Below are 13,584 nucleotides of genomic sequence, written 5' to 3' on the forward strand. Positions count from 1 at the left end.
TGTAAACACTTTAAAGTCATTCAATCTTAAGCTTCATAGCTATAGTTGCTTTGTTTTTATTTCTTTCCTTTTGAATATTGATATTCCAATCACTCGTATAAATGTTGCCTGTAATATTTATGATGTTGTCCTTTTTTACCGCCAAAAAAGTAACTGGTTTTGAAATTCCTTTGATGGTAAGATTGCCTTCTACCTTGTAAGTCCTGTCTTTGTTTTCTTTAATACTGTTGCTTTCAAAATAAATTCGAGGATAGTCACTTCTGTTGAAATACTTTTCCCACATTAGGTGACCGTCGCGTAAAAAGTTACCCGTTTCTAAACTACTGACACTTACGGAGCCTTTTATGATGGATCCTTCAATCTGGGTGAGATCGATTTCAGATTGTGACTGAATATCGCCTATGGTTCCAGCAACACCTTCGCTGTCGAAAGTAAATGTTATTTTAGAATCTGTACTGTTAATCTTGTTGTTCAATAGAAATGATGCGCAAACAAGGAGTAGTGCTATTGTTGTTTTCATAGGAGTAGTACGCTAGTTAATGAAATTTAAAAAAAGCCCTTTAAAGAATCATCTGTTCAAAGACTTATTGAGAGGGTTTTGGTCACCACCTGCGGTGACCTCTTAAAACATCTGTCGGTCTAATCCCTCTTTTACTTTCATTGAATTGCAAGTAAATGAAACCTTTAGAAATTCTGTTATGGTTCAAAACCTTTTTTGTTTGCCTATCCAGATCAATAGCTTGTGATTAAGGTAAAACAAAAAATCCCAACCATTTCTGATTGGGATTTTGCTCCTCTTTCCCGATATAAAATCGGAACAGGCATTGGGCTTCTGGTCCATAGACTTTGTGGTATAAAAAAACCTAATCATTAACCAAACTACAAAAAGCTATGGGACACCCAGGTTTAAACGTTAGTTTAAGCTACTTGTGGGGTCTTGAAATAGCTGAACTGAAGGAATAAGATATGCCTATGGTATGAAAAAAGCCCCCAAAAGGAGGCTCTTAGTTGTTTTATGTTGGTGAAATTAATTTACCATTTACCAACCACAGTTCTTGTTTTAGTTTTTACCATTTCGGCATTACCATCAAACTCCTCAATAAATTTATTCCAAGCAGTATTTTTAGCTGACGAAATACGGTCCCTAAATTTCTTCATACCAAAAGCGTCTTTAAAAGAATTTACTTCAGATAATACATAATGCGTTTCTCCATTTGTACTTCTTCCAAGATTAAATTGTCCAAATGTCACTCTTCTGTCTTCGGGGTTAGATATAGTGTTGTAGTTTTCCCAAGCCGCTGCAAACTTTCGTCCATTTTTTACTTTTAGTATATAAAGATTTTGAACAGGGTAATTTCCAGGTACTCCAAAAGAAATTAAGCTTCTTCCTGCTGCTGACGAGTGACTTTTAGTATATCTATTCAACTTAGAGAGGAACAAGTCCCAACTTAAATCATCTCCTTGAGAATATTGCTTACCCATAGCATCTAATGTTCCTGTAAAAGCTATAGTATGCGAAGCATTATTTGAAATATCCTTAAAATGATTTTCAAATAAGAAAACTGTTACTCCCTCTGCTTTGGAATTTGGCGAACTGAAATAATCATTAGTAAGTTTAGCGACGATTTCTTCATCTTCTACGTCTACATTAAAATTGTAACTTGTCCAATAGTTTTCTTGAGCAAATAAATTTAATGTTGTAAGCAGTAAAAGGGATAAAATAATTTTTTTCATTTTAATTGTTTTGTGTTTGTTTAACAAATGTAAAGTATTAGAGATAAATAAATAATTTGTTCTGCGTTATTTTAAATTATTTTTAGAAATACAGGTGTATTCTGTGATTTAAATTCCATTACCATCTCATTAATAATACTTTCTAGTATATAAAACCTTGTCATTGACGATCAAAGACGATGTAGTAAGGGAAAAGTTAGATTTTATCATGGATTGAATTTATTAATTGAAACATCTAAAAGGTCGCTCAATTGTTTAAGGTTTTTTAGGAGGGTGAAGTTTTTCAGCTACCCAATTTAAAATTATACTCCTTTAGACTCCGAGCTGACTACTTTCCATAATTAGCAATTCTATGAAGTAATCTAATTGCTCTGGACTTTTGAGATTATACTTCATATTAATTTCCTTATTCCATCTTTCAAGCAATAACAAAGCAATTGCCAATATTTTTTCTTTACCAGCAAATGTATATTTTACAGAGTGAAGGATACATGCATAAAAATCACTGGTGCCTGGTAAAAGCATTTGGTCTTTAGAATCCTTCATCAGTTGATTGAAAAGCTTTGCTGTATCTACCTCCTTAATTAATTTATGAAATTTACGGTCACCTATTTATGAACGATAATAATCTAGAAACTCTATTGCTTTTTTCATATTGAATAATTGATTGGGTTAATTTAGTTAAAAATAAAAAAGCTCTATTACAATGAGCAATAGAGCTTTTAAATCATAAATATTTTCAAACGTATCCTTGTGTAGATTTTCTTTTTCCTCTAGGAACAGGAGAGGTACAGGCTTTGAAAGTACCTGTAGCTTTACTCGCATCTGCAACAGATTTAAAGGAGTTAATGACTGCACCCCTAGATTCCTTGCATAAAACATTCTCACAAACCGAAATCTTTTAGTGATAAAATTTAAGTTGTAGATTTGGAAAAGTATCAAGAACGCAAATAATGCGTACCAACCGAGCACAACAGCCGCGGTGGTTTAGTATACGGACAGTCGTCAAAACAAATGATTACCTCACTGTTCTCTATATTTTCTTGATGTATAAACGTTAAAACTATGCATTATGAGCGAATCAAATATCTACTATACTGATAAGGAAAACCTTGTTTTATCCTTTGCTTACCTAATATTCAATGTTGAGAGTATAAATAAGAAATACGGAAGCCTCTCCTCATTTGTCAGGGATTTCAATCTCTTTGGTGAAACAAATGGCAAGCTGTATATCCTATCTGAAATGGTCATGCCACATATGCATTTGGCTGAACTAGTGCAGGAAAGAATGAGATGGACTAGGCTTAGAGAGAAGGAGGACTATGTGTTTGGATGCGAACATATAATTTACGGAGTAAATCATTCTGTAAGCAATCTACTCAACTGTGAAATACCGGAATTGAAGAATATAGACTGGCTGGGAAGTATTATCACTCATAAGGGAAATTACGTTTGGTTCAATAAAAACCCTAATGAGAACCAAGATCACATTCTTACTTTTAGAGAAAATCGATTGGAAGGTGCGGTTCCTAAAAAATATTATCAGCAGCTCCTTTTAAAACATTTAGAATATTATAACCCTGATAAACTCAAATTTAACCCCAAGGTTTTTAAAGTTGATAATTACTACGTCTTTTTCGATATGGATAAGTATTATGGTAAAAACGCTATTGCCAGACAAACATTAGAACGATTTAGGGAAGATTCTATATTTGGCAATGGATGATTAGAATACTACTAACAATTCTTTGATATCAACATTAAGAATTTATTCCTTGTGACCTCGGCAAAAGGAGGTTTTACAGGTTTATGATAAAAAGGTATAAGAAACCATTAAGGCAAATTAACCAATTAGAATAATGCACCAAATGCAGCTATAAAAACAACTTTTATTTTTAGTTTATTTATCATTTGTAGGGAAAAATACAAACTATCATTATGTTTGATTTTAATTAAACTTAAGATTATGAAAAAAGTATTAATTGTATTAATTGCTATTATCTCAGTTTCTAATGTTTATAGCCAAACAGCAGAGACTTACTACAATAAAGGGAATTCTAAAAATGAATTGCAAGACCATAGAGGAGCAATAGCGGATTTTAGTAAAGCTTTAGAGCTTAATCCTAATGATGCTAGTGCTTACTACAATAGAGGGAATTCTAAATATGAATTACAAGACTATAGAGGAGCAATAGCCGATTATAATAAATCTATAGAGCTTAATCCTAATGATGCTGAAGCTTACCTCAATAGAGGGCTTTCTAAATACTCCTTAAAAATGAAAGATAGCGGATGTTTGGATTTATCTAAAGCTGGTGAGTTAGGATATGAAAACGCTTATGAAAAAATTAGAAAGCTTTGTAATTAGCCGACTTCCATAAACATTACATTACAGAAGTAGAAAAAAATAAGCAAATGAGTAAAGATATTTATACTAAAGTTATAGAGGAGTTAATGGATAAATTTATAGGTAACCCTTAGAATAAAGATACTGGCTACTGGAGTTCGATGTCGGTAACGCGTGGGCTCAGGGTTTCAACGTTGGTAGTCAGGGCGTTAGTCAGTTCGGCTACACTAAGGGCAGCAGAAGTATTGTGCGCGCTGTTCGGGCTTTTTAACTATTTTTCTATTTGACTGCTTGTAATGTTTTTTTTGGAACACCTTTTCGTTAAAGTAAATGTATAACAACCCACAAAGTGTTATCTACTAAAAACCTACTAGATAAATTCTTAAATATATTCAGATAATGACTTTATACGAGTTTAACCAACTAGATAAGCAACTACAATATGATGAGGTGGTAAATTGTAAGGGCGTTTACTTAGATAACTTTATTAATGGCTCACAGCGTTTTAGTCTTTACGCGATAGATAAATTCTTTATTGAGATTGAGTATAACAGCACCGCAAATAAAATAGTAGGATTGAAGATTTTTAAGACTGGTGACCTACTAGACAGATACAGCCACTTCAAAGGCACATGATAGAATACTGCGAAAATTTTAAAAAGGTGAATATTAAGATAAGAATTAATCGGCTTTATTGAAGTTAATTTGATTAAATCGGATAGGGAATCGGATAAAGCAGAATTTCCAAAATACAAAAAGCCTATAAATCAATGATTTACAGGCTTTCTTTGCTCCTCTTCTTGGACTCGAACCAAGGACCCTCTGATTAACAGTCAGATGCTCTAACCAACTGAGCTAAAGAGGACTGTGATATACACAAACTCAAGCTATTTACTTAAGCGATCGCAAATTTACTATGTTTTTTATTTGTGGCAAACTTTTATATGAAAAATATAATTATTTCTCATAGAAATTACCCAAACAATGCCTTAAACAGGTCATTTCCATTAGCATAGAGCATCAGGGACAATAGTATAATGATTCCTGTTATTTGTGCTCTTTCTAAAAAAGCATCTCCTGGCTTCCGTCCAGTAATGATTTCATATAACAAAAACATGACATGACCACCATCCAGTGCTGGAATAGGCAAGATATTCATGATAGCAAGTATAAAAGATATAAAAGCTGTAGTTGCCCAGAATGCGGTCCAATCAAAGCTGTCTGGATATAACTTTGCAATAGTTCCAAAACCGCCTAACTGACTCGCGCCTTTTGCTGTAAACACATACTTGAATTGGACTATGTAATCATGCATGGTCCAGTATCCTTGAGAAATCCCTTCTGATATACTTTCACTTAACGTATACTGTCTTCTTTCTACAGTCTGGTATGTTGGGTCCGTAGGTTTTTTTGTAAAACCTAATATTTTAGGCTCATCCACTGTTTTGGTAAATAAAAAGAAGGAGGTTTTTTCTATGGTAGAGAAGGCAGCTTCTTTTTCATATCTCTTTCCTTTATATTCCCATACCACTTGAAAAGGCTCTCCATGAGTCACTTTATGATTGATGGCATACGTGTAATCTGTTGTATAAGTAATGGGATATCCAGCGACAGATAAAATTTTTGATCCTGACTGCAACCCTATAGCAGCCGCCTTAGAACCTGAAGCGACGTTGTTTACTATAAATGGAACTCTAGCCTCTAAAGAAGTAGAAACACCTGCTTCAAACATTCTACTTCCTATATCTTCAGGAATAGAAATATCAACCTTATTACCATCTCTTAAAACGGTTACTGTTTCAACATCTCTAAAGATTAATTTGTGATTGAGGGAAAGTGCGTTTGCTATGGTGTCTTTATTTATCAAAAGAATTTTATCGCCTTTGATAAAACCTACTTCTTCCAGAGTTTCCGGAAAACCAAATCCATATTTAAAGTCATTACCATTTGCTTGTGGAAGTCCATTAGAGGCAATAAGACATATATAGATTAAAAATCCAACTACTACATTTACAAACACTCCTCCTAACATGATGATCAATCGCTGCCAAGCCGGCTTAGATCTAAACTCCCATTCTTTAGGTTCTTGAGCCATTTGCTCTTTGTCCATGCTTTCATCGATCATCCCAGAGATCTTTACATAGCCACCTAATGGCAACCAACCTATTCCATAAATGGTTTCTCCTATTTGTTTTTTGAATAGAGAATATTTGATGTCAAAAAACAAATAGAATTTTTCTACGCGGGTTTTAAAAAGTCGAGCAGGAATAAAATGACCTAACTCGTGCAATACAATGAGTAGGGAAAGACTCATTAAAAAATTGATGGCTATAATTAGATATGGATGCATTGATGTTTTAGGTTTAAAAAGCGCAAAAATAGGTCATTCATGACAGTTTGCATAATAGGTTTTGAGAATTACAACACAACCAGTTTTTGTGTCTGTACTCCTTTATTTGTAGAAAGTTGAATCAGGTAAATACCGCTGGTATTTGGAGCTGTAAAATTCATGTTAGGGTAATTAGCATTAAGGTCTTTGTAATTCAAAACAACTCTGCCATAAAGGTCGTAAATTATAAGATGTATTACATCGGTGTCTTGAGTAATCACTTTAAAATTACTAGCGGTTGGGTTGGGGAATAATATAAATTCCGCTTCTGCGAAAGCGTCACTTAAATCAAGTGCCGTCGCATTATTCTTGCTTATGGTTTCTATATCTGGATCGATCTCCACAGTTGCTGCGACAAAAGGAAGGCTTACATTAAACGTTTCATTCAGCTGCCCAATTTCTAAGTTGATCCACTGTTCTTGACCATTCGTTCCTGTGATTTTTATAGGGAGGTTCACTTCAAATAAACTTACGGAAGAGTGACTGGGCAGCTGTCGATAAACAATATGGATACCGTTCGGTACTTGATTCCACTCTAAGTTATGCTGTGGGTATCCTTCTCCATAAATCCAGTCGTCAAAAAACTCTGTTAAGTTTTGACTGCATGTAGATTCTGCTATGGCTTGAAATTGTGGTGTTTTCGCATAGTTAAATGCCAGTTGAGGATCGTTAAGGTAATTTTGTAGTGTTTGCTTGAAATGAGTGTCCCCTACTTTTTTACGCAACATGTGCAGTACCATAGCGCCTTTATTATAGGATAAATTGCCGTTAAATACTCGGCCTACATTTAAGGTGTCTACTGCGGGCACATAAACGCTGCCGTCTACTGGTGTAGTTGCTCTGTTATTTGCATTGTTGCGCCAGGATTTAAAACTGCTCGCTCCGTCTAAGTGCTCCACTGTCATTCCTGTTAAGTAGGTGGCAAAACCCTCATTAAGCCATATATCTTGCCAGCTGCCACAGGTTACTTTATTACCATACCATTGATGGGCGAGCTCATGAGCTATCAAACTACGACTAAAACCACCCATAAAACTTATAGTTGTATGCTCCATACCGCCGCCCCAACCGAATTGTGCATGACCATATTTTTCACTTCTATAGGGATAAGGACCGAACGTGTTTTCAAAGAAATTCATAATAGGAACGGTAACGGCCGTACTTGCTTGTGCCGTAGCGAGATCTTCTGGATAGACATAATTATCTATAGGTAATGCTGTTGCACCGCTTCCTACTAGATCGGTATATTTTACATAGTTGGTCACTGCAATAGCGATAAGGTAAGCAGGAATAGGGTAATTGTGCTGCCACCTGAATCTTTTTCCAGTGGCAGTAGTTGTTTCAGAAATGAGTAACCCATTAGAAACTCCTGTGTTTCCAGCTGGTGTATGAATGATAACTTCTGTATGATCAATTTTATCGGTAAGGTCTTGTTTACACGGCCACCATGCTTTGGCACCATAGGGTTCTGAAAGGGTCCATATAATTCCTGCATTATTATGAGTGGTTTGTTCAAAACTACCGAGACCACTTGCAATAGGATTACCACTATATGTAACACTTAGACTGTCTAAAACCCCATTGGTTTGAATTGCTGGAAGATCTATTACCAGTTCATCATTACCGTTATTTACAAAATTGAGGAACATACCTCTTTGAGTTACTTGACTCACGATCATGTTAGAAGCCAGATCAAAAATCACCTCGTCTATATCTCCCACAGCTTCAAAATGTGAAGTTGTCGTGCCAGAAATACGAGCAATATCTGGATCTGTATCTAGTTCGAGGCGCACATATTTAAGGTCATAATTTGCAGTGGATTGGTTTATGGTGCGTGTACTCGGATGTAGTAAAGTAGATTTTAAAAGACAGGCATCAACGCCTTCTTGTGAATAGGTAGGTGGTGTTTGTTGTGACTCTGCTTTCGCGAAAGCGAGAACAGAAACTACTAAGATCACCATTTTAAACTTGTTCATTGAGTGAGTATTTCTAGTAAGGAAAGTTAAGAAACATTCACCAATAAGAGAGTAACCAATTATTCGGTCGTAATTTTGTAAAAAAGTATCACAAATGCTAGAATTCCTCATCAAAAATAAGTGGCGCGCTTTATTTATGGTCATTCTCTGTGGTGGAATAATGGCTGCTTTTCAGTACGCACTTACCCCAGAAAAGACACTTGCTATTCTCCAGCCAGATAAATTTGATCCTACGCTGGTAGACGACTCTATGCTTTTTGTAAAAAAGTACCACAAGATAGCTCCTTTTGAATTATTGAATCAAAATGGAGATACGATAACGCAACAAGATTATACAGGTAAAATATACGTGGCTGATTTTTTCTTTACTACATGCCCTACGATATGTCCTGTAATGACTAAAAACATGCTACTGGTTCAAGAAGAATTTAAAAATGATCCAGAGGTAATGATACTTTCTCACAGTGTTACTCCAGAAATAGATTCTGTACAGGTACTTAAAAAGTATGCCATTAAGAAAGGGGTGCTGGATAGAAAATGGAATCTGGTAACTGGAGACCGCAAGCAAATTTATGACCTCGCTCGTAAATCTTATCTGGCGGCAAAAGAAAATAAGTATGGTGGAGAATATGCGTTGATCCACACAGAGAATTTCTTGTTAATCGACAAAGAAGGCAGATTGAGAAGTCGCTCTTATGATGGCACGAGTGTAAAAGATGTGCAGCTACTTATAGAAGATATTTATACTTTAAAAGATATATATACCGCGCAAAGGCTTTCATCTAATTAAAACGCCTTCCATCTTTTTTTTAATGGTTTTCTATTTTTTTCCATATTTTTTTTAATTTGTAGGTACGTTTGTAGTTATTATGAGAATCATGAAAAAAACATTACTTTTTTTAGCACTTTTATTTACAGTAAGTAATGCGCTAGCACAAACAGAGTCAGAATTAAGGGCTTTGAAAAAGGTAAAGAATGATTCCATTTCTCAAATTCAATCAAGAGTAAATGCCATCCAATCAAAAATTGATGCCCTTCCCGGATGGAAAAAAGCGGTTTTTGGTACCCTAGGTGTGAATCTGTCCAGTTTTGATAGTTGGTATTCCCAGGGGAGCGCAAATGTTTCTTCAGGAAATATAGGGCTTACGGCAAATGCTTATGCAAATCTGAGGCAATCAAAATACTTTTGGAGAAATTCATTGAATATAAACTTGGGTTGGGTAAAATTTGATGATAAAGATGATCCAACGGACGATAACAGATTTCAAGAAGCAACAGACGTATTTAATATGACCTCTTTGTACGGATATAAATTGAATGAAAAAATAGCAATTTCTGCATTAGCAGAATATAGGACGACTATTCTCAGTAATTTTAATGATCCAGGTTATCTTGATATAGGGATAGGTGGGACATGGACTGTCTTTGATAATTTAGTCGTTGTTTTTCACGCGCTCAATTATAACCTTGTATTTGCAAATAATGATGCTGTTTTTCAATCCTCTTTAGGGGCAAAAATTGTCGCGGATTATACAAGAACGATAAGTAAAGTGAGTTTTAAAACAAATCTTTCTATGTTTTACAGTTATGACAGCAGCAATTTTTCTAACTATACGTGGATCAACTCATTTGGGTATACCTTATGGAAAAATATGGGTGTTGGATTCGAATTTGGGATTAGAGGGAATAAGCAAGAAGCCTTGAACTTTGAAAACAATAATCTTGCAATGGGTGCCATTCCGTTTACGTTTGATACGGTTGATAATAAACTACAGTCTTATTACTTGGTAGGCCTGAATTACAAATTTTAAGAACATGCCTAACTTATTCACGTAACAAAAAGCTTTACATTTCTGGAGGTTTTTTTTGTGCTTGCAAATGATTTTTTAGTAAATAAAAGTATTGGCTTATGTATACTAATATGCTTTATCTTCAGTTCTAAGACCGTACCACTTTTTCATTTTCGCTTCTACCAAGTGAAACTTACCGGAACTTTTTTACTAAGCTTTATAAATAGGGGGAGAAGATTTATAGTTTTATTTTCACTTCCTTAAGTGGCAAAACTGATGTTTCAGAAGTGGATGGACAATGGAAACAAATTTGGAAACCTTCTCCCAGCTGCAAAGCCCATTTGCTCGCTACGCTCGTAGTCAACCTGTTTTGCAATATTTTAAAAGGAAAAGGCTTTTAGTTTTGATTATGGATCGTTTCATGCAAACAAACCCTTGCCTTTAAGAAATATGTTTTTATGCTGTTCTTGACACAATTAATGAAATCGATAGTGCTGTTAATAGAGCTGCTCCAATTGCATTGAAACTTGCTGCTTAATTTTGTTCTTTTTGTCCAAATGCAACATCCTATTACGCACAGATTTTGCAATAACAAGTCTGCTCAATTCAAAGAAAAATTATAAAGAATAGGAAGGAGCAAATAGAAGAGTTGGTCCAGCCCAAATTCCATACGGAATGGTTTTTTGTATTTGACAATAGCTTTATATTCCGTCTGCCAGTTTTTTAATTTGCTACATCTAGGGCCTATCGATTATCTCTCTCTTGAGATTTCAAGCTTTATACCAGCATAAGTTTTGATTCTATAATTTTACAGCTACCTGTTTTGAGCATACCTAAGCAAATGGTCTATTCTCTTTTATTAAAGACCGCGCTCTTTTTTAGAGATACGTTCTTCTTCTTCAGGCGTAGTAATTTCATTATTTTCTAGTCTGAAGTTACCGAAGTTATATGTAAAACCTAAAGTTACTGTTCTTGTTTCTGGTAAGGCCAGATAATTATTATCTTGATTTAGATAACGAGTATACATTCGTTGATTTTGAGTGCTAAAGATGTCATTAAAAGCCAGAGTTAATTGTGCTCTTCTTTTCCAGATGCTTTTATTAAAACTTACATTAGTGACAAAAGAACCGCCCCATTCGTAAGTTCCAAAAAGAATACTGGATAAGTAACTCACATCTACATCCATGGATAATGTTCTATCTTCTGACATATTGAATCTATTAAAAGAGTTCAAATAAAAGCCAGTGGTAGAACTCACCACATCCACATTTCCAGACTGGATGGCTTTGGTTTCATTTTCCATGTAGAATAAACTAGCACTTACCCCTGTGTACCAGCTTTTATTTATATATTGATAAGTTGCTAGGTCGATACTATATTGAAGTTCATAATTTAGATTGATACTTTGAATGTTGAGCGTGTTATTCGTGTTATTTTGAAAAGGCACATCGCTTAATAAATCTTTTGTATACAGAAAATAGGTGTCTATAAACCAAGTGTTTTGATGGTTCCAGCTCAATGTAAATTTATTATTAAAAGAGGGTTGTAAATTAGGGTTTCCTGTATTAAAATTGAAATCATTTAGAAAGGTCTTGAATGGATTTAAATCTGTATACCGTGGACGGTCTATGGTTCTTTTGTAACTTAAAGTGTAAGAATTATTTTCATTCAATTGGTGGGTCAGGGCCAGATTAGGGAATAATTCTAGGTATTCCTGAGTGTTTACTTGTCCTAAAGACTGAGAATCTCCTTCCACATCGGTCTGTTCCAAACGTAAACCAGCTGCGAGTGACCATTTCTCCCAACTGCGGTCTATTTGAGCATAGGCTGCAAAAATATTTTCTTCATAAAGAAAAAGATCAGATAATGATGGATTTAGGGTAGAACCGCTATTAGTGTCAAAGAAATTTTGCGAACTGGTAGAAGATACATTAGAGAATTTTAAACCACTGCTAAAATCATAACTTCCTATGGTGGTGATAAAATCCAACTTTGCCGTGTAAATGTCAATCTCCTGAAAAGTATCTGTTAAAAAACTGTTTGTTCCCGTGGTGGTTTGATCGGCATCAAAAAACCTTGTGCTTAAGTTTTGAAGTTGATCACTATCTGTGAATATATAATTTCCTTGAAGCGTTAGGGAAGCACCTTCTTCATTAAGAACATGTTGCCATTGTGCATTTGCAAAACCATTGGTACGGTTATTTTCAAATTGTGAATTGGCATTAAAACCAGTAAACATTGTTGCCCCTTCTTGAAGAACAAGCGTTTCGTTTTGATAGGTTACGTCGTTATTTTGATTGGTACTGAAATTACCAGAGAAGCTCAAAGAATTTCTTTCATTTACGGTCATATCAACAATAGTATTAAAGTTGTGCGCTGCACTCCGATCTACTTTTTCTAACTTTGTGAACCAGCGCTCTGATCGGGAGCCGTCTGGATTAAAGAAACCTATTCGTGCATCGTCTAATTTGAGATCTCTTCTAGGATTATAATTGTAACTTGAATACACATGGAGCCAGTTGTTTTTATAAAAATGCGAGGAACCTAATTGATATTTAGCAAAAGTGCCTTGCGTCCATTGCCCGCTTACATTTCCTTTATAGCCTAGAGAAATCCCTTTGGAAGTATTGATGTTGATTACTGCCACACCTTCGGCATCATAGCTCGCCGGTGGATTTGTTATTACTTCAACACTCTTAATATTATCGGCACTATAACCGCGCAGCAAAGCGCTCAATTCATCACTTGTTAAGTACACTCTCTTGTTATTGATGTAAATCACTGCGGGTGAATTTTGAACCATATAAGTTCCTTCCATTTCAAAAACTCCAGGAGTCTTTTTCAATAGATTTTGAGTGTTTCCTATACTTAAAACAGTGTTTTCTACATTAAAAACCAGTCGGTCTGCTCTTTTATCTATCGTAGGTTTGCTGGCTCTAATAAGAATTGCGTCTAGTTCTTCCGTATTTTCATTCAAGATAATAGTTCCTAGATCGGTAGTTTGATTTAAGCTTAGCTTTCGCGAAAGCGGAACATATCCAACGGAAGAAATCTGTAAAGTGTAATTGCCATTAGAGCAATCTGGGATCTTGAACTGTCCTTCTACGTCTGTGTAAGAAGCTTTATAAAAAACACTATCAGGCATTTTAAATAAGACCACATTGCTGTACGCAATTAGTTCCATCTTATTATTGGAGACCGTTCCTGTAAGGTCATTTTGCGCCGTCGTACTAATAAATACTAGAAAAATAAATAATGGGAAGCATTTCATTTATAACATTTTAACTAATAGCTAAAATACCAAAGATCATGAAAACTTCCCGCGATGTTTTAGATTATATTTGCACC

Annotated in this window: 11 protein-coding genes, 1 tRNA gene and 1 riboswitch; of the genes, 5 read left to right on the forward strand and 7 right to left on the reverse strand. The window is 35.0% G+C overall.

Annotation, left to right across the window (positions count from 1 at the left end; translation table 11 throughout):
• Window positions 1-16: 16 nt before the first annotated feature.
• The 3 genes from ACJAT0_RS01680 to ACJAT0_RS01690 all read right to left on the reverse strand — a co-directional run bounded on the left by ACJAT0_RS01680 (window position 17) and on the right by ACJAT0_RS01690 (window position 2,280).
• On the reverse strand, window positions 17-520 hold the full coding sequence (locus ACJAT0_RS01680) for a YceI family protein (protein ID WP_415180256.1): 504 nt from the start codon (window positions 518-520) through the stop codon (window positions 17-19).
• Window positions 521-1,032: 512 nt separating this feature from the next.
• Window positions 1,033-1,734: a hypothetical protein gene (locus ACJAT0_RS01685; RefSeq protein WP_374002389.1), complete on the reverse strand. Its 702-nt coding sequence runs from the start codon at window positions 1,732-1,734 to the stop codon at window positions 1,033-1,035.
• A 312-nt stretch (window positions 1,735-2,046) separates the two neighbouring features.
• On the reverse strand, window positions 2,047-2,280 hold the full coding sequence (locus ACJAT0_RS01690; protein ID WP_415180257.1) for a hypothetical protein: 234 nt from the start codon (window positions 2,278-2,280) through the stop codon (window positions 2,047-2,049).
• 384 nt (window positions 2,281-2,664) lie between these two features.
• Window positions 2,665-2,757: riboswitch (SAM-I-IV-variant riboswitch) on the forward strand.
• A gap of 49 nt (window positions 2,758-2,806) precedes the next feature.
• On the opposite strand from ACJAT0_RS01690, the gene ACJAT0_RS01695 reads away from it, so the two are divergent.
• From ACJAT0_RS01695 to ACJAT0_RS01705, 3 genes are all read left to right on the forward strand, one after another.
• The gene (locus ACJAT0_RS01695; RefSeq protein ID WP_415180258.1) at window positions 2,807-3,460 is read left to right on the forward strand and encodes a hypothetical protein; all 654 of its coding nucleotides are present in this window, start codon (window positions 2,807-2,809) and stop codon (window positions 3,458-3,460) included.
• 240 nt (window positions 3,461-3,700) lie between these two features.
• Window positions 3,701-4,102 carry a tetratricopeptide repeat protein gene (locus tag ACJAT0_RS01700; RefSeq protein WP_415180259.1) on the forward strand — a complete coding sequence of 134 codons (402 nt, stop codon included), beginning with the start codon at window positions 3,701-3,703 and terminating at the stop codon, window positions 4,100-4,102.
• A 378-nt stretch (window positions 4,103-4,480) separates the two neighbouring features.
• Window positions 4,481-4,717: a hypothetical protein gene (locus tag ACJAT0_RS01705; protein ID WP_415180260.1), complete on the forward strand. Its 237-nt coding sequence runs from the start codon at window positions 4,481-4,483 to the stop codon at window positions 4,715-4,717.
• 155 nt (window positions 4,718-4,872) lie between these two features.
• Here ACJAT0_RS01705 and ACJAT0_RS01710 read toward each other — a convergent pair.
• The 3 genes from ACJAT0_RS01710 to ACJAT0_RS01720 form a co-directional block, all read right to left on the reverse strand.
• Window positions 4,873-4,946: transfer RNA gene (locus tag ACJAT0_RS01710), tRNA-Asn, on the reverse strand.
• Between the two features lie 108 nt (window positions 4,947-5,054).
• Window positions 5,055-6,431 (reverse strand): RIP metalloprotease RseP, encoded by a 1,377-nt coding sequence (gene rseP / locus ACJAT0_RS01715; RefSeq protein WP_374002529.1) that lies wholly within the window; start codon window positions 6,429-6,431, stop codon window positions 5,055-5,057.
• 68 nt (window positions 6,432-6,499) lie between these two features.
• On the reverse strand, window positions 6,500-8,446 hold the full coding sequence (locus ACJAT0_RS01720; protein WP_415180261.1) for a M1 family aminopeptidase: 1,947 nt from the start codon (window positions 8,444-8,446) through the stop codon (window positions 6,500-6,502).
• A gap of 94 nt (window positions 8,447-8,540) precedes the next feature.
• On the opposite strand from ACJAT0_RS01720, the gene ACJAT0_RS01725 reads away from it, so the two are divergent.
• Both ACJAT0_RS01725 and ACJAT0_RS01730 read left to right on the forward strand, forming a co-directional pair.
• Window positions 8,541-9,236, forward strand: a complete 696-nt coding sequence (locus tag ACJAT0_RS01725; protein ID WP_374002531.1) for an SCO family protein — start codon at window positions 8,541-8,543, stop codon at window positions 9,234-9,236.
• An 88-nt stretch (window positions 9,237-9,324) separates the two neighbouring features.
• Complete coding sequence (locus ACJAT0_RS01730; RefSeq protein ID WP_374002532.1) at window positions 9,325-10,257, forward strand: DUF3078 domain-containing protein; 933 nt, start codon at window positions 9,325-9,327, stop codon at window positions 10,255-10,257.
• Window positions 10,258-11,095: 838 nt separating this feature from the next.
• Here the strand turns inward: ACJAT0_RS01730 and ACJAT0_RS01735 are convergent.
• Entirely contained in the window at window positions 11,096-13,507 is a 2,412-nt protein-coding gene (locus tag ACJAT0_RS01735) for an outer membrane beta-barrel protein (RefSeq protein ID WP_415180262.1), read from the reverse strand.
• Window positions 13,508-13,584 lie beyond the last annotated feature (77 nt).

This window comes from Nonlabens sp., from assembly GCF_047636915.1.
Lineage (GTDB): Bacteria > Bacteroidota > Bacteroidia > Flavobacteriales > Flavobacteriaceae > Nonlabens.

Coding starts and splice junctions, on each gene's coding strand:
- ACJAT0_RS01680 (WP_415180256.1), bottom strand. CDS start 520: ATGAAAACAACAATAGCACTACTCCTTGTTTGCGCATCATTTCTATTG.
- ACJAT0_RS01685 (WP_374002389.1), bottom strand. CDS start 1,734: ATGAAAAAAATTATTTTATCCCTTTTACTGCTTACAACATTAAATTTA.
- ACJAT0_RS01690 (WP_415180257.1), bottom strand. CDS start 2,280: ATGAAGGATTCTAAAGACCAAATGCTTTTACCAGGCACCAGTGATTTT.
- ACJAT0_RS01695 (WP_415180258.1), top strand. CDS start 2,807: ATGAGCGAATCAAATATCTACTATACTGATAAGGAAAACCTTGTTTTA.
- ACJAT0_RS01700 (WP_415180259.1), top strand. CDS start 3,701: ATGAAAAAAGTATTAATTGTATTAATTGCTATTATCTCAGTTTCTAAT.
- ACJAT0_RS01705 (WP_415180260.1), top strand. CDS start 4,481: ATGACTTTATACGAGTTTAACCAACTAGATAAGCAACTACAATATGAT.
- rseP (WP_374002529.1), bottom strand. CDS start 6,431: ATGCATCCATATCTAATTATAGCCATCAATTTTTTAATGAGTCTTTCC.
- ACJAT0_RS01720 (WP_415180261.1), bottom strand. CDS start 8,446: ATGAACAAGTTTAAAATGGTGATCTTAGTAGTTTCTGTTCTCGCTTTC.
- ACJAT0_RS01725 (WP_374002531.1), top strand. CDS start 8,541: ATGCTAGAATTCCTCATCAAAAATAAGTGGCGCGCTTTATTTATGGTC.
- ACJAT0_RS01730 (WP_374002532.1), top strand. CDS start 9,325: ATGAAAAAAACATTACTTTTTTTAGCACTTTTATTTACAGTAAGTAAT.
- ACJAT0_RS01735 (WP_415180262.1), bottom strand. CDS start 13,507: ATGAAATGCTTCCCATTATTTATTTTTCTAGTATTTATTAGTACGACG.